Source organism: Agathobaculum hominis, assembly GCF_014288055.1.
Classification (GTDB): Bacteria; Bacillota; Clostridia; order Oscillospirales; family Butyricicoccaceae; genus Agathobaculum; species Agathobaculum hominis.
Genome location: NZ_JACOPK010000008.1, coordinates 36611 through 60007, shown reverse-complemented (window position 1 = coordinate 60007; position 23397 = coordinate 36611). Strand labels below are relative to the sequence as shown.

21 protein-coding genes are annotated in these 23397 nt (G+C 58.8%); 13 read left to right on the top strand and 8 right to left on the bottom strand.

Annotated features, from left to right (window positions below; translation table 11 throughout):
- Positions 1-68 precede the first annotated feature (68 nt).
- From gyrA to dnaA, 8 genes are all read right to left on the bottom strand, one after another.
- Positions 69-2645, bottom strand: a complete 2577-nt coding sequence (gene gyrA / locus H8S02_RS09350) for a DNA gyrase subunit A (RefSeq protein ID WP_186970301.1) — start codon at positions 2643-2645, stop codon at positions 69-71.
- 54 nt (positions 2646-2699) lie between these two features.
- Complete coding sequence (locus H8S02_RS09345) at positions 2700-3722, bottom strand: threonine aldolase family protein (protein ID WP_186970300.1); 1023 nt, start codon at positions 3720-3722, stop codon at positions 2700-2702.
- Between the two features lie 12 nt (positions 3723-3734).
- On the bottom strand, positions 3735-5675 hold the full coding sequence (gyrB, locus tag H8S02_RS09340; protein ID WP_186970299.1) for a DNA topoisomerase (ATP-hydrolyzing) subunit B: 1941 nt from the start codon (positions 5673-5675) through the stop codon (positions 3735-3737).
- Between the two features lie 89 nt (positions 5676-5764).
- Positions 5765-6025 (bottom strand): extracellular matrix regulator RemB, encoded by a 261-nt coding sequence (gene remB, locus H8S02_RS09335; protein ID WP_186970298.1) that lies wholly within the window; start codon positions 6023-6025, stop codon positions 5765-5767.
- A 66-nt stretch (positions 6026-6091) separates the two neighbouring features.
- Entirely contained in the window at positions 6092-7192 is a 1101-nt protein-coding gene (gene recF, locus H8S02_RS09330; protein ID WP_118686101.1) for a DNA replication/repair protein RecF, read from the bottom strand.
- A gap of 84 nt (positions 7193-7276) precedes the next feature.
- Entirely contained in the window at positions 7277-7483 is a 207-nt protein-coding gene (yaaA, locus tag H8S02_RS09325; RefSeq protein ID WP_186970297.1) for a S4 domain-containing protein YaaA, read from the bottom strand.
- Positions 7476-8585, bottom strand: coding sequence for a DNA polymerase III subunit beta (gene dnaN / locus H8S02_RS09320; RefSeq protein ID WP_186970296.1), 1110 nt, complete (start codon positions 8583-8585; stop codon positions 7476-7478). Before dnaN ends, yaaA begins: the two co-directional genes overlap by 8 nt.
- A gap of 405 nt (positions 8586-8990) precedes the next feature.
- Complete coding sequence (dnaA, locus tag H8S02_RS09315; RefSeq protein ID WP_118686103.1) at positions 8991-10277, bottom strand: chromosomal replication initiator protein DnaA; 1287 nt, start codon at positions 10275-10277, stop codon at positions 8991-8993.
- Positions 10278-10841: 564 nt separating this feature from the next.
- On the opposite strand from dnaA, the gene rpmH reads away from it, so the two are divergent.
- The 13 genes from rpmH to serS all read left to right on the top strand — a co-directional run bounded on the left by rpmH (position 10842) and on the right by serS (position 23377).
- Positions 10842-10976: a 50S ribosomal protein L34 gene (rpmH, locus tag H8S02_RS09310; protein ID WP_118686104.1), complete on the top strand. Its 135-nt coding sequence runs from the start codon at positions 10842-10844 to the stop codon at positions 10974-10976.
- A 347-nt stretch (positions 10977-11323) separates the two neighbouring features.
- Positions 11324-11668, top strand: coding sequence for a ribonuclease P protein component (rnpA, locus tag H8S02_RS09305; RefSeq protein ID WP_118686105.1), 345 nt, complete (start codon positions 11324-11326; stop codon positions 11666-11668).
- Positions 11665-11877, top strand: coding sequence for a membrane protein insertion efficiency factor YidD (yidD, locus tag H8S02_RS09300; protein WP_253007403.1), 213 nt, complete (start codon positions 11665-11667; stop codon positions 11875-11877). The genes rnpA and yidD overlap by 4 nt, the downstream gene beginning before the upstream one ends.
- A gap of 79 nt (positions 11878-11956) precedes the next feature.
- A complete protein-coding gene (locus H8S02_RS09295) occupies positions 11957-12979 on the top strand; it encodes a YidC/Oxa1 family membrane protein insertase (protein WP_186970295.1) in 1023 nt (340 codons plus the stop codon).
- 2 nt (positions 12980-12981) lie between these two features.
- The gene (gene jag, locus H8S02_RS09290; RefSeq protein ID WP_186970294.1) at positions 12982-13962 is read left to right on the top strand and encodes an RNA-binding cell elongation regulator Jag/EloR; all 981 of its coding nucleotides are present in this window, start codon (positions 12982-12984) and stop codon (positions 13960-13962) included.
- Positions 13963-13978: 16 nt separating this feature from the next.
- Positions 13979-15340, top strand: a complete 1362-nt coding sequence (gene mnmE, locus H8S02_RS09285; RefSeq protein WP_186970293.1) for a tRNA uridine-5-carboxymethylaminomethyl(34) synthesis GTPase MnmE — start codon at positions 13979-13981, stop codon at positions 15338-15340.
- A 241-nt stretch (positions 15341-15581) separates the two neighbouring features.
- Complete coding sequence (mnmG, locus tag H8S02_RS09280) at positions 15582-17468, top strand: tRNA uridine-5-carboxymethylaminomethyl(34) synthesis enzyme MnmG (RefSeq protein WP_186970292.1); 1887 nt, start codon at positions 15582-15584, stop codon at positions 17466-17468.
- On the top strand, positions 17465-18169 hold the full coding sequence (rsmG, locus tag H8S02_RS09275; RefSeq protein ID WP_186970291.1) for a 16S rRNA (guanine(527)-N(7))-methyltransferase RsmG: 705 nt from the start codon (positions 17465-17467) through the stop codon (positions 18167-18169). The genes mnmG and rsmG overlap by 4 nt, the downstream gene beginning before the upstream one ends.
- 245 nt (positions 18170-18414) lie before the next feature.
- Complete coding sequence (locus tag H8S02_RS09270; protein ID WP_243166482.1) at positions 18415-19254, top strand: ParB/RepB/Spo0J family partition protein; 840 nt, start codon at positions 18415-18417, stop codon at positions 19252-19254.
- Between the two features lie 579 nt (positions 19255-19833).
- Entirely contained in the window at positions 19834-20607 is a 774-nt protein-coding gene (locus H8S02_RS09265; RefSeq protein WP_186970290.1) for a ParA family protein, read from the top strand.
- The gene (locus tag H8S02_RS09260; protein WP_186970289.1) at positions 20607-21485 is read left to right on the top strand and encodes a ParB/RepB/Spo0J family partition protein; all 879 of its coding nucleotides are present in this window, start codon (positions 20607-20609) and stop codon (positions 21483-21485) included. The genes H8S02_RS09265 and H8S02_RS09260 overlap by 1 nt, the downstream gene beginning before the upstream one ends.
- Positions 21486-21496: 11 nt before the next feature.
- A complete protein-coding gene (locus H8S02_RS09255; protein ID WP_186970288.1) occupies positions 21497-22066 on the top strand; it encodes a hypothetical protein in 570 nt (189 codons plus the stop codon).
- A gap of 12 nt (positions 22067-22078) precedes the next feature.
- On the top strand, positions 22079-23377 hold the full coding sequence (serS, locus tag H8S02_RS09250; RefSeq protein ID WP_186970287.1) for a serine--tRNA ligase: 1299 nt from the start codon (positions 22079-22081) through the stop codon (positions 23375-23377).
- Positions 23378-23397 lie beyond the last annotated feature (20 nt).

The following is a 23397-nucleotide window of genomic DNA, read 5'->3' as shown; positions in this document are numbered from 1 at the left end:
AACAAAAGGAGCACCTCTCAACCGAAAGGTGCTCTCGAATGCCGGAAAACAGATTTCCCGATATAATCTTATTCGCCGTCCGTCGTCTCTTCGGTGGTCTCAGCGGACTCCCCGGTGCTTTCCTCCGCCGTTTCGTCCTCTTCCTCCTTGTCCGTGCGGGCAATCGAGATGACCTTGACGTCCGCGCCGGTACGCATGACGATAACGCCCTGCGAGCCGCGTCCGCATTCACGGATCTCCTCGACGCCGGTGCGGATGATAACGCCGTCGTCGGTGATGATCATGACGTCGTTTTCGCTGTCAACGACCGCGATGCCTGCGACCAGACCGGTCTTTGCGGTCAGGCTGTGCAGCATGATGCCGCCGCCGCCGCGATGATGCACGGTGAATTCCTCGACCGGCGTGCGCTTGCCGTAGCCGTTTTCGGTGACGGAGAGCACATACGCGTCCTTGCGTGCACGCGCCGCGCCGATGACATAATCGCCGTCCGCGAGCTTGATGCCGCGCACGCCGGTTGCAGTACGGCCCATCGCGCGGACCTCGTTCTCGTCAAAGCAGATCGCCTTGCCGTTGTGGGTCGCGATGAGGATGTTTTGCTCGCCGTCGGTCAGTCGGACGTCGACCAGCGCGTCGTCCTCGTTGAGGCTCAGCGCGCGCAGACCTGCACGGCGGATATTCTGAAGATCGGAGAGCACGATGCGCTTCGCAATGCCCTGACGGGTGACGAAGAACAGGAACTTATCGTCCGCAAACTCCTGAATCGGGAACATAGCGGTGATCTTTTCGCCGTTTTCCAGCTCCAGAAGGTTGACGATGTTCATGCCCTTTGCCGAACGGCCGGTCTCCGGGATCTGATAGCCCTTGAGCTTGTAGACCTTGCCGCGGTCGGAGAAGAACAGGATGGTGTCATGCGTGGACGCGGTGAAGATGTCCTTCGCGAAGTCCTCCTCGCGGGTGCTCATCGCGGAAACGCCGCGGCCGCCGCGGCGTTGCGCACGGTAGACCGAGGTCGGCTGGCGCTTGATGTAGCCGAAGTGGGTGAGGGTGTACGCGCAGTCCTGCTGCTCGATGAGGTCCTCGATGTCGATCTCATCGGCCACATTTTCGATGCGCGTATGACGCTCGTCGCCGTACTTCTGCTTGATCTCCTGGAGCTCCTTCTTGACGACCGCGAGGATGTTCGCGTCGCACGAAAGGATGTCCTCAAAGCCTGCGATGCGGCTTTCGAGGTCCTTGTACTCGTCGTTGATCTTCTCCTGCTCCAGACCGGACAGGCGGCCCAGACGCATGTCAACGATCGCCTGCGCCTGCGGCTCGTCGAGATGGAACTCGAAGTGCTCCGAGCCGTCCACGATGCCGAGCAGCGCAATCTGGTCGATCCAGAACGGCTCCGCCATCAGGTTTTCCTTGGCCTCCGCCTCGTTCTTAGACGCGCGGATGATGGCGATGATGCGGTCGATATTGTCGGTCGCGACCTTGAGGCCCTCCAGAATGTGCGCACGGTCGCGCGCCTTCTTGAGGTCGAAGCGCGTGCGGCGCTCGACAACGTCCTTCTGGAAGCCGATATACTGGTCGAGGATCTGGCGCAGGGTCAGCACGCGCGGCTGCAATTTGCCGCCCGCACCCGGTACGAGCGCGATATGGATCATCGAAATGGTGTCTTCCAGCTGAGAATAGGTGAAAAGCTGGTTGAGGATGACCTGCGCGTTCGCATCGCGGCGAACGTCCACGACGATCTGCATGCCCTCGCGGGAGGAATGGTCCTGGATGTTGGTGATGCCTTCCACGCGCTTGTCCTTGACGAGATTTGCCATGGATTCGACCAGACGGGCCTTGTTGACCATGTACGGGATCTCGGTAATGACGATCTGGCTCTTGCCGTTCGGCAGATCTACGATCTCGGTCTTTGCGCGGACCTTGATCTTGCCGCGGCCGGTCGCATAGGCGGCGCGGATGCCGCTGCGGCCCATGATGACGCCGCCGGTCGGGAAGTCCGGGCCCTTGATGAACTGGCAGATCTCGTCCAGCTCAGCCTCGGGGTGGTCGATGACATAGCAGGTGCCGTCGATGACCTCGGAGAGGTTATGCGGCGGAATGTTGGTCGCCATGCCGACCGCGATGCCGGACGAGCCGTTTACCAGCAGGTTGGGGAAGCGGGACGGGAGCACGACCGGCTCCTGACGCTCCTCGTCAAAGTTCGGCTGGAAATCGACTGTGTTCTTCTTGATGTCCGCCAGCATGTAGTTCGCCAGTTTGGCCATGCGGGCCTCGGTGTAACGGTATGCTGCCGGAGGGTCGCCGTCCACAGAACCGAAGTTGCCGTGGCCGTCGATCAGCGGATAGTGCAGCGAGAACGGCTGCGCCATACGCACCATTGCGTCATAGACCGATGCGTCGCCGTGCGGATGATAGCGGCCGAGCACGTTACCGACGGTCGTTGCCGACTTGCGGTAGGGCTTGTCCGAGGTCAGACCGTCCTCGTACATAGCGTACAGGATGCGGCGGTGTACCGGCTTGAGGCCGTCGCGCACATCGGGCAGCGCGCGGCCGACAATAACGCTCATTGCATAGTCGATATAGCTTTTCTTCATCTCGCGTTCGAGATCGACCTGCATGATTTTCTGCTGTTCGTATTCTTGACTCATTCTTTGCCTCCAGAATTGTTGGCTTTCAGCCGGAAAACGGCTGTATTTTCACGCTTAGAGCAGACGGAGCAGCTCGTCTACCTGCTCCTCGGTCGTCGCCCAGCTCGTCGCCAGACGGATGACCGTATGCTCCGCGTCATATTTCTCTATAAAGCTGTATGCGACCTTGCCGCCGAGTTCGGGCAGCCTGCTGTTTTCGACGATGATAAACTGCTGATTGGTGGGGGAGTCGATCGCGAAGCGGTATCCCTTTGCCGCGAGACCGTCGCGCAGTTTGAGCGCGAGGCGCACCGCCGGTGCGCAGATCTTTTCATACAGGCCGTCGGTGAACAGGGCGTCGAACTGAACCGCGTTCAGGCGGCCCTTTGCGACCATCGCGCCGTGGCGCTTGACCATGGTCTCGAACTGGCGCGGCATATTGCCGTGCGTGAACACGACCGCTTCGCCGCACAGCGCGCCGCACTTGGTGCCGCCGATGTAGAACACATCGGTCAGCCGTGCGATGTCCGGGAGCGTCACGTCGGTATCTGCCGTCAGGCCGTAGCCGAGGCGCGCGCCGTCGAGGAAAAGCGGCAGATCGAATGCCTTGCACACGGCGGAAATGCGCTCCAGCTCGTTTTTCGTGTAAAGCGTGCCGTATTCGGACGGATGGGAGATATAGACCATGCCCGGGAATACCATGTGGTTATGGCTTTCGTCCGCGTAGAACGTCTCGATGTACTCGCGCAGATCGTCCGCGTCCAGCTTGCCGTTCCTGTGCGGAACGGTCAGCACCTTGTGTCCGGTGCTCTCGATGGCGCCGGCCTCATGGGTGTTCACATGGCCGCAGGAGGACGCGACAACGCCCTCATACGGACGCAGCAGCGCGTCGATGACGACCATGTTGGTCTGCGTGCCGCCGGTGAGGAAGTAAACCTGTCCCTCCGGGCAGGCGCAGGCCGCCTTGATCTTCTCCGCAGCGGACGCGGTGATCTCGTCATTTCCGTAGCCGGTGAGCGGCTGCATATTGGTTTCCGTCAGATGTTCCAGAACTTTGGGGTGTGCGCCGTAACCGTAATCGTTTACAAAAAACAGCATGACTTTTCTCCCTTAAACGTCAAGATTCATGACATATTTCGCATTTCTTTCAATAAATTCGCGACGCGGCTCTACCTTTTCGCCCATCAGGAGCGCAAAGGTCTCATCGGCCGCCGCCGCATCCTCCATCGTGACCTGAAGCAGCGTGCGGTGCTCAGGGTCCATGGTGGTCTCCCACAGCTGCTGCGGGTCCATCTCGCCGAGGCCCTTGTAGCGCTGTACGCGCACGCCGTCGCCCATTTCGGCGATGCAGTCGCGCTGCTGCTCATCGGTATAGGTGTAGCGGACGTCCTTGCCCTTCTCGTTCTTGAACAGCGGCGGCTGCGCGATGAACACATGACCGTGCTCGATCAGCGGACGCATGAAGCGGAAGAAGAACGTCAGAAGCAGGGTGCGGATATGGCTGCCGTCGACATCGGCATCGGCCATGAGGATGATCTTGCCGTAGCGCAGCTTTGCGAGATCGAAATCGTCGCCGAAGCCCGCGCCGAAGGCGGTGATCATCGGGGTAAGCTTGTCGTTGCCGTAGACGCGGTCGAGACGCGCCTTTTCGACGTTCAGCATCTTGCCCCAGAGCGGCAGGATCGCCTGATGACGGCGGTCGCGGCCCTCCTTGGCGGAGCCGCCTGCGGAATCACCCTCGACGATGTAGATTTCAGTGTAGGTCGGATCCTTTTCGATGCAGTCCGCCAGCTTGCCCGGCAGGGAAGCGGAATCGAGCGCAGACTTGCGGCGCGTCATTTCGCGCGCCTTCTTCGCAGCCTCGCGGGCGCGCGCGGCGGTCTGCGCCTTCTCGATAATAGTGCGGGCCACCTGCGGATTTTCCTCGAAGAAGGTCATCAGCTTTTCGGAGACCATCGCGTCGACCAGTGCACGCATATCGCTGTTGCCGAGCTTGGTCTTGGTCTGGCCCTCGAACTGTGCCTCCTGCAGCTTGACCGAGATGATAGCGGTCAGGCCCTCGCGGGCGTCCTCGCCCTTGAAGGACTCGTCGTCCTTGAGCAGCTTGTATTTCTTGCCGTAGTCGTTCAGAACACGGGTCAGCGCGGCCTTGAAGCCGGTCTCGTGCGTGCCGCCCTCGGTGGTATTGATATTGTTGGCGAAGGACAGCATCAGCTCGCTGTAGCTGTCGGTGTACTGCATGGCGACCTCGGCCATCGAGGTGTCGCGGCTGCCCTCCATGTAGATGACCTGCTCGTGCAGAGGGGTCTTGGTGCGGTTGAGATGCTCGACGAACTGACGGATGCCGCCCTCGTAGTGCATGACCTCCTCGACCGGCTCATCGTCGCGCTCGTCGCGCAGGGTGATCTTGAGGCCCGCGTTCAGGAACGCCTGCTCGCGCAGACGCTTTTCGAGCACATCGTACTCGTAGACCGTGGTCTCGAAGATCTCCGGGTCGGCGTGGAAGCGGATGGTCGTGCCGGTCTCGCTCTCGCACGGCGTGTCGCGCATCTTGACCGTCGTAACACCGCGCTCAAAGCGCATGTAGTGCTTGGTGTGACCGTCGCGGACCTCAGCCTCGAGCCAGTCGGACAGCGCGTTTACGACCGACGAGCCGACGCCGTGCAGACCGCCGGAGACCTTGTAGCCCGAGCCGTCGAACTTGCCGCCTGCGTGCAGCACAGTCAGAACGACCTCGAGCGTCGGAATGCCCATCTGCGGATGGATGCCGCAGGGAATGCCTCGGCCGTTATCCGTGACGCGGATGATGTCGCCCTTTTCGATCGTGACCTCGATGTGCGTGCAGTAGCCCGCGAGCGCCTCGTCGATCGAGTTGTCGACGATCTCATACACCAGATGATGCAGACCGCGCGCCGAGGTAGAGCCGATGTACATGCCCGGGCGCTTGCGGACGGCTTCCAGACCCTCGAGGACCTGGATCTGGTTCTCGTCGTAGGTCTCTGTGACCTTCAGATCGAGCACTTCGTCCTTGATTTCAATCTCTTCACTCATATAAAAAAATTTCCTTTCGAAAATTGCGATAACAGAAAAATCGCGCATCAGCGCGCCATTTCATCGAAAAACGAGGTTTTTCAATATTTTTATATCGCGTATGCCTTTTCCGCTCTGCGCTGGAGCGCCTGCGGCGACAGCTGCGTCAGATACAGCGTCTCGCCGAGCGCACTTTCACACAGCACGGCCGCGCGCGGCAGATCGTCGTACAGCTCAATGATGCGCCCCTCGTCCTGAAGCCGCGAGAGCAGACGCTGCGTGCGGCCGGACACGGTTGCCGTATCCATATCAAAAACCGCTACGACATTCTGCAGCGGCACAATGTAATCCTGTCCGAGGTGTAAATACATGATATTCCTCCGGAATGATTATTTATTTTATTATACCACATTTTCGCGCGTTTGTGTACCGGAGACTTATACAATTTTGCCGTTTTTGATGTGAAACGCCGCACCGGCGCGTAATTTTTCCGAAATGCCGTCCTCGCAGCAGGTGATCATGACCTGACCGGCGGAGATCCGGTTGAGAACGAAGTCCTGTCTGCGGCGGTCGAGCTCGCTCAGAACATCGTCGAGCAGCAGCACGGGATACTCTCCGTCCTCCTCAAAAAATAGCTCGCGCTCGGCCAGCTTGAGCGACAGCGTGCAGGTGCGCACCTGTCCCTGTGAGGCGAACGCCGACGCGCTCCGCCCGTCGAGCAGCAGCTCAAGATCGTCCTTGTGCGGTCCGGAAAGGCAGCTTTTCGCCGCGATCTCGGCGTTTTTGTGCCGGAATACATGGTCGATCAGCTCGCGCTCGAGCTGCTGCGCGGACGCGAACGGATCGCTGACGCTGCTGACCGTGCGGTAGACGCCGGACAGCGCCTCATGCGGCGCGATATCGGAATAGACCGCTGCCGCCGCCGCGAGCAGCCTGCGGCAGTAATACGCGCGGTAGCGGATGATCTGCGCGCCGATGCGCGCCATGCGCAGCGAAAAGTCCTCCCACATCGACAGCAGAGACGGTTTTTCTTCGCTGTCGCGCAGGATGCGCGTCTTGTGCTCGTGCAGACGGTTGTATTCCTCCAGATAGCGCGCGTAGTTCGGCCGCAGCTGACACAGCGCCGTGTCGAGAAAGCGCCGCCGCGCCGCCGCGCCTGCGCGCACGAGCATCAGATCCTCCGGACAGAACAGCACGGTCTTGAGCAGGCCCTGCACGTCGCTCTGCCGCTTCTGGCGCACGCCGTTTTTGTAGATCTCCATCGCCCTGAGGCGCGACAGGCGCAGCTCGAGTGTGTTCTCGCGGCCCTGCGCCTCGAATTCCGAGCAGATGAATGCCGCATCCTCACCGAACCGCAGTCCTTCCTTCTTCTGCGCCGTGCGGAACAGCCGCATGGTCGAGCAGGCCGCCGCCGCCTCGAGCAGGTTGGTCTTGCCCTGCCCGTTCTCGCCGCAGATCAGATTGACCGCCGGGTCGAGGACAAAGCGTGCATCCTCATAATTGCGGAAATTCTGTAATTTCAATGTCTTGATGTGCATTCTGCCCGGTCACTCCACGTTATCCGTATATCTGTACGTTTTCGTACACGCAAAATCGCGTTCGTTATTGTACATCGTGTGCGTTTATGCGATCACAACGGTCTCGCCGCCCAACTCGATCCTGTCGCCCGGACGCAGCTTCTTGCCGCGCATGGTGCATTTTTCGCCGTTGACCAGCACCTCGCCGTCCGCGATGCGGAGCTTGGCCTCGCCGCCCGAGGATACCAGATTTGCGAACTTCAGCAGGGCGTCAAGCTTGATAAATTCGGTTTCGATCTTGATTTCAGTCATTTGCACGCAACCTCACAGGCAGGACCAGATAGGTGAACTTGTCGCCCTCGGTCGGGGAAATAACGATCGGGTTGAGCGAGCCCTTGAGCTGGAGCCGCACCTTTTCCGTGCCGGATGCGCGCAGCGCGTCGAGCATATAGCGGTTATTGAAGCCGATCTCCAGATCCTCGATGCAGCCGTCGATCGGGCATTCATCGTAGCTCTTGCCGATCGCGGTCACGCACGAAAGCTGCACATAATTGCCGTCAAAATGAAAACGGACCGGGTTTTTCAGCTTTTCCGAGACGATCAGCGACACGCGCTCGATCGAGCTGATGAGCTCGTGCGAGTCGATGTCGACAACGTGCTCAAAGTCGTTTGGGATAGCGGCGCGGTAGTTGAGAAACTCGCCTTCGATCAGACGGGTGATCAGCATCGTACCGCCGATACGGAACAGGATGTTCTTCTGGTCGGGGAAAATCTCTACCGGCTCGTCATCCTCTCCGAGAATGTGCTCGATTTCGCGCAGGGAAGCGCCCGGAACCACGAATTTCATTTCCCCGGACATCCCTTCGATGGTCTCGCGGCGTACGGAAAGACGGTAGCCGTCGACCGCTGCCACATTGAGGCGCGAGCCATCCAGCTCGAACAGGCAGCCGGTATGGATCGGCTTGGATTCGTTGTCGGAAACCGAGAAAATCGTCTGGGAAATCATGCTTTTCAGGATATTCTGGGGCAGAGAAAACCCGGTAGCGCTGGAAACCTCAGCGAGCGCCGGGAATTCGTCCGCCTCGGTCGCGGCCAGATTAAACACCGCGCGGCCGCATTTGACGGTCGTCATCAGCTTGTCGTCCGTCTCGATATAGACGACGTCGTTCGGCAGCTTGCGGACAATGTCGAGCAGCAGCCTTGCATTGATAACGATGCTGCCCGGTTCGACCACATCGGTCTCGGTCGTGGTGCGGATGCCCATCGACATGTCATAACCGGTGACGGTCAGCGTCGAAGCATCAGCACAGATAAGCAGACCTTCGAGCAGCGGCATCGAGCTTTTGCCGGTAACGGCGCGCGAAGCTGTGCCGAGAAGACCAAGAAGGATCTCTTTTTCGCAGGAAAACTTCATTTTGATTCCTTTCTCTAAAAACAATGACATTTATAAGGGCTGCTGCCGGGTTTATTCGCGTCAGCAGAGCCCGGATCAGGAATTTCCTTTTTATTACTGGAAATTCGCGTGCATAATGTGTCCGCGGGAGACGGACAGAAAAAACCTCTCAGATAAAAGGAAAGGTTTTCGCAGTAGTAATAGAGGCTGTGGAGCCTGTGGATAACTCCGAAATTGTCAGCAGCGGCGCGGGAAATGTCGTCCACAGACGATTGTGGATGGAAAATGGACTGTCCACACACGAAAACACACCCTTGATTATCCACAGACTTATCCCTGTGGATTCCACAGAAAACTGGGGATAAATAAATGCATAAATATACAGCTTGTGTACAGCGGATATGCATATATGCAGTGCCGCAGAACTCAGTCGCCGCGTATGTTATTGTGCAGCTTTTTGATGACGTCCTCGGTCTGGCGCGATTTCTTGCGCTCCTCCTCGATCTTGTTGCAGGCGTGCATGACGGTGGTATGGTCGCGCTTGAAGATCTTTGCGATGTCGGGGAAGGAGTATTCGAGCTCCTGGCGGATCATGTACATCGCCATCTGGCGCGGATACGCGACGTCCTTGGAGCGGTCCTTGGAGATCATCTGCTCGACCGGGATATAGAAGTAGTTCGCGACCGCCTCCATGATGCGCTCGGGCGTCGGGTTGAGACCCGGATTTTCCGTGCGCAGCGCGTCGATCGCGTTTTCGGCGAGCGAGACCGTGATGCGTTCGCCCATCAGCTCGTGCATCGCCTTGATCTTTTTGACCGCGCCCTCGAGCTGACGGATGTTGGACTGGATGTTCTCCGCGATGTAGTTGGATACCTCGTCGGGCAGCTCGATGCTCATCTTTACTGCTTTGTCGCGGATGATGGCGATTCGGGTTTCAAAGTCCGGCGGCTGGATGTCCGCGAGCAGACCCCATTCAAAACGGGTCTTCATGCGCTCCTCGAGCGTGTTGATCTCCTTCGGCGGACGGTCGGAGGTGAGGACGATCTGTTTTTTCGCCTCGTACAGCGCATTAAAGGTATGGAAGAATTCCTCCTGCGTGCGCTCCTTGCCGGCGATGAACTGTACGTCGTCGAGCAGCAGCAGATCGACGACGCGATACTTGTTGCGGAAGGACTGCACATCCGCCTTCTGGATCGCGGTGATCAGCTCGTTGGTGAAATCCTCGCCCTTTACATAAATGATGCGGAATTCCGGGTGCGTGCGGCGCAGAACGTTCGCGATCGCGTACATCAGATGGGTCTTGCCCAGACCGGAGTTGCCGTAGATGAACAGCGGGTTGTTTTCCGCAGCCGGGCGCTGCGCGACCGCATAGGCCGCCGCGTGAGCGAATTTGTTGGACGAGCCGACGATGAACCGTTCAAAGGTATAGTCATCGTACGGAGACGCCGACTGGGCGGGGGTGCTGTATTCCCCGGTCACCACCACAACGGTCGCTGCCTCGCCGGTCAGCTGATACAGCGCGTTCTGAAGCGGTTCGATGAATTTGTCGGTAATGTACTTTTGCTTGAAGTCTGACGGGGAATGCAGAACAAGGCGGTTGTCGGTAAACGAAACCACCGTCGCATCCCCGAACCAGGCTGACAGGGTAGACGGCAGAAACTTCTGCTCGTGTTCAAGCAGTTCGAGCGCCATCTCCAGTATGTTGTTGGCCATGAGGAGAGCCTCCTTATAGAGTGTCGCCGGGACAGGGCGAAAAAGCTGTGGACAAAGGCGCCGTCCACAGACGCGGTGGAAACGCGAAAAAAGAGGGGCGGCCCCGTTTTTTCGCAAAGCAAACAAACCATACGAAAACGCACGGTTTTTCAGAAAAATATGGGATGCGGCGCGAAAAAATCCGAAGAAAAGTCCGGAATTCCGGCACAGCAGAACAGCGGAGAACGGCGGGAGCCGACTCCTATTCTATTTTATAATAGCACACAGTATCCACAATATCAAATGGAAACTGTGGATAACTTTTATTGTGCCGGCCGGCTGGAGGCGCGAAAAGCGGCCGCGACATACAAAGCGTGGTGGAGCGGGAAAATGCAGACACAAGATGTTGAAAAGATACGAAAAAAACGAATTTTTTGCAAAAAAAGCTTGACATTTCGCGTCCGCTATACGATAATATATATCGTATCATATTATGCGGACAGGCAGCGGCATATGCCCGCGTCTCGCGCCGGACCTATGCCGGTGCCCATCCGTAAAATTCAGAACAGGGAGGTGCACGAAGTTATGAAGAGAACGTTCCAGCCGAAGAAGCGTCAGCGCTCCAAGGAGCACGGCTTCCGCAAGCGCATGTCCACCGCGAACGGCCGCAAGGTACTGGCTCGCCGTCGCGCAAAGGGTCGCGCTAAGCTGTCTGCCTGATCGGCAGCAGGACCCTTCGCAAAGGGTCATATATATTCGCGCCGCGGCGCGGAGGAAACTGTTGCGGGCCGCAGAAATGCGGCTCGTTTTTTTCGGTCTGATGGGCAGGCCTTTTTCGTCGTGCGCAGAAAACGGCGGAAACCGTCCCCCAAACGGCCGGAAACCTGCAAAAAGGGCGATCGCCGCGCTTTGACCGCGCGGTGCGGCCCGCAGTCCACTGGGCGGCGCAGGCAGGGCAGAGAAAAGAGCGCCGTCAGCTTTGCAGTCATGAAAACAACCGCGCAAAGAAGAATTTGTCGATAATTTCGTTTTTTTCCGGGCATCGAAAGGAACGAGGAGACACAGACATGAAGAAAACCATAGCCTTAAAGGAAAACCATGAATTCCGGCGGCTGTATCATCGAGGCACCTCGTCGGCAGGCAGGCATCTTGTGCTTTACTGCCGGAAAAACCGTCTCGGACACAACCGTCTCGGACTGACGGTCAGCGCAAAACTGGCATGTGCGGTCAAGAGAAACCGCATCAAGCGTCTGTTTCGTGAGGCATACCGCCTGCACGAGGACGAATTTGCCACCGGCGTTGACCTTGTGCTCGTCGCGCGTGCGCGCGCGGTGGGTGCGACCTATCAGGACATCGAAAAATCGCTGCTGCGTGCGCTCCGCGAGAACAAAGCCGCAGCAGCTCAGCCGTGAAGCGGTTGCTTCTGGCGCTCGTGCGGTTTTACCGGAGAAATATCTCTCCGCTCAAGCCGCCCTGCTGCCGCTATACGCCGACCTGCTCGCAGTACGCCCTCGAGGCGATCGAGAAGTACGGCGCTCTGAAGGGAGGCTGGCTTGCGCTGAGGCGCATCTGCCGATGCCATCCCTTCTCTAAACGAGGCCCCTATGACCCGGTGCCGTGAGGCAGGGAAGGGCTCTCATTGCCGGGGAAATATTTTCCGGCCATAAACGCGCCCAGAGCGCGCATTTCTGGAGGTTCTTATGACCATCGATCAACTTTCCAACCTGATCAAAGACCCCAATATCTTTGGTTATCTCATCGTCAGACCGTTCGGTCTGATCCTGCTCAGCCTGTACAATTTCGTGCATAACTACGGCCTTGCCGTTATCCTGTTCGCGCTGATCGTCAAGCTGTGCTGCGTACCGCTCGCCATCAAGGGCAAGAAGAGCATGCTCGCCATGACCGCGCTCAACGCGGAGATGCAGCAGCTTCAGAAGAAGTACGCGAACAACCGAGCCAAGCTCAACGAGGAAATCCAGGCGCTCTATGAACGCCGCGGCGTCAGCCCGATGAGCGGCTGCCTGCCCCAGTTCATTCCGCTCCCCATCATGATGGGTCTGTACTATGCGGTACAGCAGCCGCTGCAGTATATCGTCGGCCTGAGCAGCGAGACGGTCATCAAGCTCGCGCAGCTGGTCGGTCTGGACAATCTGGCAGGCGCAAACTACACCGTACAGATCGTGATCGCGGAAAAGCTGAACGCATTCAAGGATGCAGCCGGCAATTTCGCGCCCGACGTTCTCAAGTGCCTCGCCGACGGCGAGAGCATCTTCCCGATGGACTTCAACTTTTTCGGCCTTAATCTGGCGGATACCCCGTCCATCAAGCACCCGGGCCTGATCTGGATCATCCCGATCCTGTCGTGCCTGACCGCATATCTCTCCAGCTACATCATGCAGAAGATGCAGAATATGCCCAAGGGCAACGATGCGGCTGCGAACCAGATGAAGATGATGACCATGCTGATGCCGCTGATGTCGCTGTACTTTGCGTTCATCCTTCCGGGCGCGATCGGCATTTACTGGATCTTCAACAACGTATTCACCTGCGTACAGGAGGTCATTCTGACCAAGCGCATCCGCGGCAGGCAGGAGGCAGAACAGGCTGCCGAAGCAGAGCGTGTGGCGGCGGAAAAAAAGGCGAAGCGTGAGGCAAACCGCGCTGCGCAGAAGTCCCATAGTGCGCAGAAGTCCCATAGTGAGAAAAAGAAGGGGGACAAGTAATCATGCAGAAGTTTTTAGAAGCAACCGGCGAGAACCGTGATGCAGCCATCGCAAACGCGCTGCGTCAGCTGGGTCTCGACCGCGATGATGTATCCGTAGAGGTACTCGACAACGGTAAAAAGGGCTTTCTCGGCATTGGTGCGACCCCGGCGCGCGTCCGCGTGACCTATGAGGCGCCCGAGATCATCGAGGAGAAGCAGCCGGCTCCGAAGGCGGAAAAGCCGGCTCCGAAGCCGGTAAAGACCGAGCCGAAGGCAGAAAAGCCGGCTGTCAAGCCGCAGAAGCTGTCCATCACCGACGAGGACGACACGCCGCGTCTGGTCAAGGCCGCTCCGGCGGATTTTGTTCCGGAAAAGCTCGAGGTCGAGCGTCCGCGCCGCGAGCGCAGCGACCGCCCGCGCCGTGAACGCAGCGACCGTCCGCGTCGTGAGCGCCGCCCGCGCGAGGAGCGCCCGATCACTCCGTCCGTTCCGAAGGAGCGCGAGCTCATCCCGGTTTCCGAGGACTGCATGAAGAAGGCAGAGGAGCTCGCGACCTCGTTCATCTCCGGTCTGATGGAGAAGATGGGCATCGAGGGTCAGGTCACGGTTCTGCCGCAGACCGAGTGCGACCAGCTGCGCCTCGAGCTGTCCGGTCCGGACATGGGTCCGATCATCGGCCGCCGCGGCGATACGCTCGACGCGATCCAGTATCTCGGCTCGCTCGTGCTGAACAACGCGCTCGACGAGCACGTTCGTCTGTCTGTTGATACCGAAAACTATCGCGAGAAGCGCGCGGAGAGCCTGGAGCGTCTGGCGCGCAAGATGGCGATGAAGGTCGTCAAGAGCCATCGCTCGATGACTCTCGAGCCGATGAATCCGTATGAGCGCCGCATCATCCATGCCGCTCTTCAGGACTTCAACGGCGTTACGACCTACTCCACCGGCACTGAGCCGAGCCGCCGCGTCGTTATCGCACCGGACAGCGGCCGCCAGCGTCATTAACGCAGAGGTATCATCTATGAATGATACGATTGCCGCTGTTGCCGCATCGGGCGGGCCGATCGGCATCATCCGTGTATCGGGTGCGCAGGCGATCGGTGCGGTCAGCGCGGTCTTTTCTCCGAAAAACGGCAGTCCGCTGGCGGAAGCAGCCTCGCAGAAGCTGGTTTACGGTACGCTTTCCGACAAGAACGGGCATCTGCTCGATGCCTGCTACGCGGTCGTGTTCCGCGCACCGCATACCTACACGGGCGAGGACATGGCGGAAATTCAGTGCCATGGCTCGACTGCGGTCCTGACCGCGGCGCTCGATGCGCTTTTCGCGCACGGCGTGCGGCAGGCCGAAGCCGGAGAGTTCACGCGCCGCGCGTTTCTGAACGATAAAATGGGACTTTCCGAGGCGGAAGCCGTACATGACCTGATCACGGCGCGCACGGTCGAAGCCGCGCAGAACGCCGCGGCGCAGATGATGGGTGCGGTCGGCTCGAGCGTGCAGCAGATGCGCGACAAGCTGCTCGGCATGGTCGCGCATTTCCACGCGATCGTCGATTTTCCGGACGAGGACATCGACCCGATCCTGTTCGATGATGCGGCGGCGCTGCTGCACCAGACAACAAGTCAGCTCTACCGCATGGCGGAGAGCTATGAACGGGGACGTATCCTGCGCGAGGGCGTGCCGTGCGTCATTCTCGGCCGGCCGAACGCCGGCAAGTCGACGCTGCTGAACACGCTGCTCGGCCGCGAACGCGCCATCGTCACGGACATTCCCGGCACGACGCGCGACCTCATCGAGGAAAACGTCAAGGTCGGCCAGATCCTGCTGCGTGTGACCGATACGGCCGGACTGCGCGATACGACCGACCCGGTCGAGCAGGCCGGTATCGACCGCGCGATGGCGGAAGCGTCTGCGTCCGCGCTCATTCTCGCCGTGTTCGACGGCTCCAAGGCGATCGGGGAAGAGGACATGCTCGTGCTCGCCCGTTCGGCCGGACACCGTGCGATCGCCGTGCTGAACAAGACCGATCTGCCGCAGCAGCTCGACGAGGAGCTGCTCAAAAAGCAGTTCGCGCACATCGTTCATCTGTCGGCAAAGACAGGGGAGGGAATGGACCGTCTGCTGTCGCTCATTCCGCGCACCATCGGCTTCGGAGAGACTGCGTTTGACGGCGCACTGATCACAAACGCCCGTCAGGCCGCCGCGCTCGCGCGCGCCGCAGAACGCTGCGAAGCGGCGCTGTACGCTGCACAGTGCGGCATGACGCCGGACGCTGTCGTGATGGATGCAGAGGGCGCGATCGCCGCGCTCGGCGAGATCACCGGCGAGACCGTGACCGAGTCGGTCGTTACCCGAATTTTCAGCGATTTCTGCGTCGGCAAGTGACGCGGAGACCGAATGTGGAAACAATGTGGATAGGGGGGCCGCCTGCCGCGCGCAGCGGCCCCTTTTTCAGGCAATAATACAACAAAACGTAATCATAATACAAAATATTACGTTCAGTAAAACGAAAATGACCACTCAAAGTAGAGTTATCCAGAGTTTCCACATAGTTATCAACAGTTTTACACAGAGAGGGACCGATGAACATTTTGCTATTTCGATATACAAAAGGAGGCGCCGCGCGATGACAGCATTTGATGCGGAAGCGTTCGATGTTGCGGTGATCGGCGCCGGTCATGCAGGCATTGAGGCCGCGCTCGCAAGTGCGCGTTTAGGTGCGAAAACCGCGTGTTTTTCGATCAATCTGGACGCTGTAGGCAATATGCCGTGCAATCCTGCCATCGGCGGCACGGCCAAGGGACACCTCGTTCGAGAGATCGATGCACTGGGCGGAGAGATGGCCCGGGCGGCGGATGCGGCCTGCATTCAGTACCGTATGCTCAACCGCGGCAAGGGCCCTGCGGTGCATTCTCTGCGTGCGCAGGCCGACCGAATTAAATACAGAGCGTATATGAAGCACGTTCTGGAGCAGCAGGAAAACCTGTTTCTCATGCAGGATGAGGTGGTCGCCATCGAGCAGAAGGACGGCGCGGTTTCGGCTATCGTGACCGCTGTCGGCGTGCGACATGCAGTCAAGGCGGTCGTTGTCGCCTCGGGCACCTTCCTCGGCGGCCGCGTCATCATCGGAGAATATACCCGTGAATCCGGCCCGGACGGTATGGCGGCGGCAAAGCCGCTCACCGAGTCGCTGCGCGGTCTGGGACTGCGTTTGCAGCGCTTCAAGACCGGCACGCCGCCGCGCATCAACCGCCGCTCGATTGACTTTGAAGGCCTTTCGGTGCAGGAGGGAGAGGATGAAATTATCCCGTTTTCCTTCGAGACCGACCATCCGCCTGATAACCGCGCGGTATGTCATCTGACCTATACGACCGCGGAAACGCATGAGATCATCCGCGCAAACCTCGACCGTTCGCCGCTCTACGGCGGCAAAATCGAGGGCGTCGGTCCGCGCTACTGCCCGTCCATCGAGGATAAGGTCGTGCGCTTCGCGGACAAGCCGCGCCATCAGTTGTTTCTTGAGCCGATGGGACTGGATACCGAGGAAATCTATGTACAGGGCTTTTCGTCCTCCATGCCGTTCGATGTACAGCGCAAAATGCTGCATTCGGTCAAGGGACTGGAGCACGCCGAGATCATGCGTCCGGCCTACGCCATCGAGTATGACTGCATCGATCCGCTCGAGCTGCGTCCGACGCTCGAAACCAAAAAGGTCTCCGGTCTGTACGGCGCAGGCCAGTTCTGCGGCTCGTCCGGCTACGAGGAGGCGGCCGCGCAGGGCCTTGTGGCAGGCATCAACGCCGCCCTCAGACTCAAGGGCGAGGAACCGCTCGTGCTCGACCGTGCAGACGGATACATCGGTACGCTGATCGACGATCTGGTGACGCGCGGAACGAACGAACCGTACCGCATGATGACCTCGCGCTCGGAATACCGCCTGCTGCTGCGGCAGGACAACGCGGACGAGCGCCTTGTTCCGATCGGTGTCCGTGTCGGACTGAATTCGCCCGAACGCGGCGAAAAAGTACGGAAAAAGTACGAAACCGTGCAGAAGGAGATCGACCGCATTGCATCGGTCGGCATCGCGCCGGGCGAGCAGCTGAACGCCTTTCTGGAGCAGCATCACTCGACGCCTCTCAAGGCCGGCTGCAAGCTGATCGACCTGCTGCGCCGTCCCGAGCTGAGCTACGCAGATCTTGCGCCGTTCGATGCAGAGCGCCCGGAGCTGCCTGCGGTCATCCGCGAGCAGGTCGAGATCCGCATCAAATATGCCGGTTATATCGAGCGCCAGGAGCGCGATGTCGAGCAGTACCGCAGGCTTCAGAGCCGTCCGCTGCCGCTTGATCTGGACTATAACGAGGTGGACTCGCTGCGTCTGGAGGCGCGGCAGAAGCTGAACGCAGTCAAGCCGCTGAATTTCGGTCAGGCGGCCCGCATTTCGGGCGTCTCGCCGGCGGATATTACTGCGCTGATGATCTATATCGAAACGCATCGAAAGGGGGAAAAGGCTTGACCGACCGCGAGCTGCTGTACACCGGGCTGAAGGAATTTCTGCCCGAGGTCAGCGAAAAAATGATTGATGATTTGTTGAAATTCTCCGCGCTGCTGCTGGAGAAGAACAAGGTGATGAACCTCACCGCAGTCACCGAACCGACCGAGGTCGTGACGCGCCATTTCCTCGACTGCGCCGCCCTCGCGCCGCATATGCCGCAGGGGGGAAGGGTGCTCGACGTGGGCACGGGCGCTGGTTTTCCGGGTATGCCCCTGGCAATACTGTGCCCGGAGACCGAATTTGTCCTGCTCGACGCGCTGCGCAAGCGCATCGACTTTCTGAATGAGGTCATCGAGACGCTGGGTCTGACCAACGTCACCGCCGTCCATGCCCGGGCGGAGGATTTCGCGAAGGACAGCCGCGCGTCGTTCGATATGGCGGTTTCGCGTGCAGTGGCAGACCTGCGCACGCTCAGCGAGCTGGCGGTGCCGATGGTCAAGGTCGGCGGCTGCTTCCTCGCCATGAAGGCGGCGGACTGCGCGGAGGAAGTGCAGGGCGCGGCGCATGCCTTCGAGGTGCTGGGCATCGGCGGGCCGGAAATGCTGAGCTATACTGTGCCGCATGACGGCATCGAGCGGGCGCTCGTTCGTCTGCCGAAGATCAGCGATACTCCCGAAAAATATCCGCGCCGTTTTAAGAAAATTCAGACTGCACCGCTCTGAGACTATACGGAAAGTTTACCCTCTGTACGGAAATTACAGAGGGTATTTTTTGTCCGAAAATAAGTATATCAGCCGCTTTTTCGTTGGAAATGACAGGAATTTGTCGTACAAGGCAGATTGCGCGGTCGATTTTGCTTGCCTGTCTGCAAAATTGTGGTAATCTATTACCAAAGGACGACCGTGCCACAGAAAACAGGGGTGCAGTACCCCTGTTCATCGGGCACAGCAGGAAAAGGAGGCTACTTATGATGAAATCGGTCCTGACGCTTGTGTCCGGGAGGGAGGATCGGGTGCTGCGGCGCATCCGTATTTCAGAGATCGTGCGCAATCCCAATCAGCCGCGGCGATATTTCGACCCGGAGGCGATCGCCACGCTCGCGGAGAGCATCCGTCAGTACGGCGTGCTCAATCCGCTGACTGTGCGGCGGACAGCGAACGGCGGCTATGAACTGGTCGCGGGGGAGAGGCGGCTGAGGGCGGCGCGCGTCGCCGGACTGACCGATGTGCCCTGCCTGCTCATCAACGCGGACGGGGAGGACTCGTCGGTAATTGCCCTCGTTGAGAATTTGCAGCGGCGCGATCTGGATTTCTTTGAGGAGGCGAACGGCTTCAAGCGGCTCATCGAGCAGTTCGGTCTGACGCAGGAGGAGGCCGCGCGCAAGGTAGGGAAGACCCAGTCGGCCGTTGCGAACAAGCTGCGGCTGCTGCGGCTGTCGCAGCAGAATATGGAGCTGATCCGATGCAACAATCTGACCGAGCGGCACGCCCGGGCACTGCTGCGCCTGAACGATGAGGCCGACCGCATCAACGTCACCAATTATATTATCGAGCATGAGCTGAATGTCAGCCGTACCGAGGAATATATTGACGAATTCCTCAAGGCAAAGGAAAATCCGCAGCCGGTCGTTGAACCGGAGAGCGGCAAGCACGTTGTGCGCCTGTTCAAGGATGTACGCTTTTTTCTGAACACACTCAACCGTGCGGTCGGGGTGATGGTCGATGCAGGGATCGGCGCGACTGTCAAGCAGCAGGAGAGCGATGACGGCCTGACGCTCACTATCTGCATTCCGCACGCGAAAGGGTAAATCGCAGCAATCACGATACTATATTATATAGGTGCCATCCGAAGGGATGGCACTTGAGACTGTCGAAAAACTATCGTTTTTCCGACAATCTGTGTTTTGACTTCGCAAAACACGGACGTCCGAAAGTTCCCATACGGAAACTTTCTCCCTCTTAAAGTATGAAAACCGAGGTACACGCCCCCGGTTTTCATGCGTTTGCGCAGCAAACGCTTTTGAATGCGCGCTGCCGCGCGACTGCTGTTTTGGCGTGAAAACAGACTTTATCGACAGACTGAGGTGCCATCCGAAGGGATGGCACCTTTGTTTCATGTGAAACAAAGGCATGGAACAAATGACGAAATTGTTCCACGTGAAACATCGGCGCGAAACAGAGAGGGACTGTTTCACGTGAAACCTTTCCCGGGCGGTCTATGTTCCACGTGAAACAACGTACACGCAGGCAAACTCATGTTTCACATGAAACATTTTCCGCAGAAGGAAACGTGCAGGCAAAAATTTTGGGATAGTGCCTTTGTTTTCTTTTAAGCATGTGCTATAATAAGGAGCATAGGAAAAAACACGAATAAAGAGGAAAGCACTATGGGTAAAATTATCGCGTTCGCTAACCAGAAGGGCGGCGTGGGAAAAACAACGACTGCGATCAACCTCGCAGCGGCACTGTCCGAGCGCGGAAAACGCGTTCTGCTGTGCGACTTTGACCCGCAGGGCAATGCGACCTCAGGCTTCGGCGTCGATCCGCGTTCTCTCGAAACATCGGTCTATGATCTGATTGTATCCGAGGACCCGGATACGAAATCGGGTATCGTCCAGACCAAATGGGTCGATATCATCGGCGCAAACGTCAATCTTGCGGGCGCAGAGCTCGATCTGATCGCAATGGATCACCGCGAGGCGCGGCTCAAGCTCGTGCTCGACAAGGTCAAGGACGAATACGATTATGTGTTCATCGACTGCCCGCCGTCGCTCGGCCTGCTGACGCTCAACTGCCTGTGCGCAGCGGACAGCTTTCTGGTTCCGCTCCAGTGTGAGTATTACGCGCTCGAGGGACTGAGCCAGCTGATGACGACCGTGCGCATGGTCAAGAAAAACATGAACCCGAAGCTGTCGCTCGAGGGCGTGCTGCTGACCATGTTCGACGGTCGAACCAACCTGTCCATTCAGGTGGTCGAGGAGGTCAAAAAGCACTTCCCGGGCGAGGTATTCTCGTCGGTCGTTCCGCGCAACGTTCGTCTGAGCGAGGCGCCGAGCCACGGCAAGCCGATCACCGAGTACGACCGCATGTGCCGCGGCGCAGAAGCGTATCTGTCGCTCGCGGATGAAATCCTTGCGAAAAACGGAAAGGGGAAGGGCTGATGGCATCCGGTAAAAAGGGACTGGGCGGCGGCCTGTCCAACCTGTTCGGAGATACGACGGTCGTTGATCTGAAAACGGAGACCTCGGCGGACAGCGTCAGCAAGATCGCGGTCAGCCGCATCGAACCGAACCCCGGCCAGCCGAGGAAGGTATTCGCGCAGGAGGCGCTCGACGAGCTTGCGGAAAGCATCCGTCTGCACGGCGTCATCACGCCGATCACGGTGCGCGCGGGCAAAAAGGAAGGCTATTATCAGATCATCGCAGGCGAGAGAAGATGGCGTGCCGCGCGGCAGGCCGGTCTGGATGAAATCCCGGCGATGGTCATCGAGGCGAGCGAGAGCGAGGTCATGGAGCTCGCCCTCATCGAAAATCTTCAGAGACAGGACCTCAACCCGATCGAGGAAGCGGAGGGCTATGAGCAGCTGATGCGCGACTATGGCCTGACGCAGGAGCAGGTCGCGCAGCGCGTCGTCAAGTCGCGCCCGGCGGTCGCCAATGCGCTGCGTCTGCTTCAGCTGCCCGGCGAGGTCCGGACCATGGTCAGCAGGGGAGAACTCTCCGGCGGCCATGCGCGTGCGGTGCTCGCCGTCGCGGAGGAGGACAAGCGCGTCGAGGCCGCAAAGCAGATGGCCGGCATGACCGTTCGTCAGGCAGAGGCGCTCGCCAAGCGCATGAACAAAAAGCCTGCGGAGCCAAAGCCGCAGGAAAGCGACTTTTCCGTGGATTATATCGCGGCGCTGGAGAAGGAGCTGGAAAGCGTCCTCGGCCGTAAGATCTGCATTCAGCAGGGCAAAAACAGCGGTCAGCTGACCCTTGAATATTACGGCGCGGACGATCTGGAACGCCTGACCGAAGCGCTGCGCGCCCTGCGCGTATAAGGAGGCAGCACATGAACGAACAGAAAAACAACGCCCCCGAACAGGCAAAACCGGAGAAAAAACTCAGCCGCACGACGCTGACGTTTTATATCGTCGGTCTGTTCTCGGTGGCGATCGCACTCATCCTCATCAGCTATGTTGCGCAGGCGCGTGCGGACAGACAGGTCGAAAACCTCAGCTCACAGCTGAACGAGCAGCAGACGGTTGCGCAGGGCGCGACTCAGAAGGTCGCAGATCTGCAGCAGCAGTTTGATTTGCAGAGCAGCGCGCTCGAGAGCGTGCGCAGCACGCTCGGCACCGAGCAGGCAAAGACCGATGTGGTCGGCGCGACGCAGAATCTGCGCGACCGCGAGCAGATGCTCGAAATGCTGGTAGCGGCGGAGCAGGCCGTCATTGACGATGACATGGAGCAGCTGAATTACCTGCTCGAGGGCATTAGAGACGCCTTTTCCGAGGATAAGCTCAAGCTCCGCGAGGACGGCGGCGTGCTTGAGGCGAACGACTACGCAGTCTATCAGAAGCTGCTCGCGCTCGCAGACAGCGCCGCGCAGAGCGAAGATAACAATGTCAATAATCAATAAGGAGAAATAAAAATGCTGGATATCAAATTTGTCCGAGCAAACCCGGACGCAGTCAAGGAAAACATCAAAAAGAAGTTCCAGGACGAGAAAATCCCGATGGTCGATGAGGTCATCGAGTTCGACGCGAAGTACCGCGCTGCAAAGACTCGCTGCGACGAGCTGCGCGCTCAGCGCAACAAGAAGTCCAAGGAGATCGGCGGTCTGATGGCCAAGGGCCAGAAGGACGAGGCCGAGAAGGTCAAGGCAGAGGTCAAGGCGATGGCCGACGAGATGACCAAGCTCGAAGAGGACGAGAAGGTCTTTGCTGAGGAAGTCAAGAACCGCATGATGGTCATCCCGAACATCATCGACCCGTCTGTCCCGATCGGCAAGGACGACTCCGAGAACGTCGAGAACGAGCGCTTCGGCGAGCCGGTCGTTCCGGATTTCGAGGTTCCGTATCATGTTGACATCATGGAGTCCTTCGACGGCATCGATCTCGACGCTGCTCGCCGCACCTCCGGCAACGGCTTCTACTACCTCAAGGGCGACATTGCCCGTCTGCACTCCTCCATCCTGTCCTACGCGCGCGACTTCATGATCGACCGCGGCTTCACCTACTACATTCCGCCGTTCATGATCCACGGTGATGTAGTAAAGGGCGTTATGTCCTTCAAGGAAATGGAGAACATGATGTACAAGATCGAGGGCGAGGATCTGTACCTGATCGGCACCTCCGAGCACTCCATGATCGGCAAGTTCATCGACACCATCAACGACGAGGAGACCCTCCCGCAGACCCTCACCAGCTACTCTCCGTGCTTCCGCAAGGAAGTCGGTGCGCACGGCATCGAGGAGCGCGGCGTTTACCGCATCCACCAGTTCGAGAAGCAGGAAATGGTCGTCGTCTGCAAGCCGGAGGACAGCAAGGCATGGTACGAGAAGCTGTGGCAGAACACGGTCGATTTCTTCCGTTCGCTCGATATTCCGGTACGCACGCTGGAGTGCTGCTCCGGCGACCTGGCTGACCTGAAGGTCAAGTCCTGCGACGTAGAGGCATGGTCTCCGCGCCAGAAGAAGTACTTCGAGGTCGGCTCCTGCTCTAACCTCGGCGACGCACAGGCGCGCCGTCTGGGCATCCGTATCCGCAGCAAGGAGAACCCGAAGGAGCTGTACTTCGCGCACACTCTGAACAACACGGTCGTAGCACCTCCGCGCATGCTGATCGCGTTCCTCGAGAACAATCTGCGTGAGGACGGCTCGGTCGCTATCCCGAAGCCGCTCCAGCCGTACATGGGCGGCATGACCGAGCTGCGCAAGAACAAGAAGTAATTTCCGTTTTTTGAAAGACA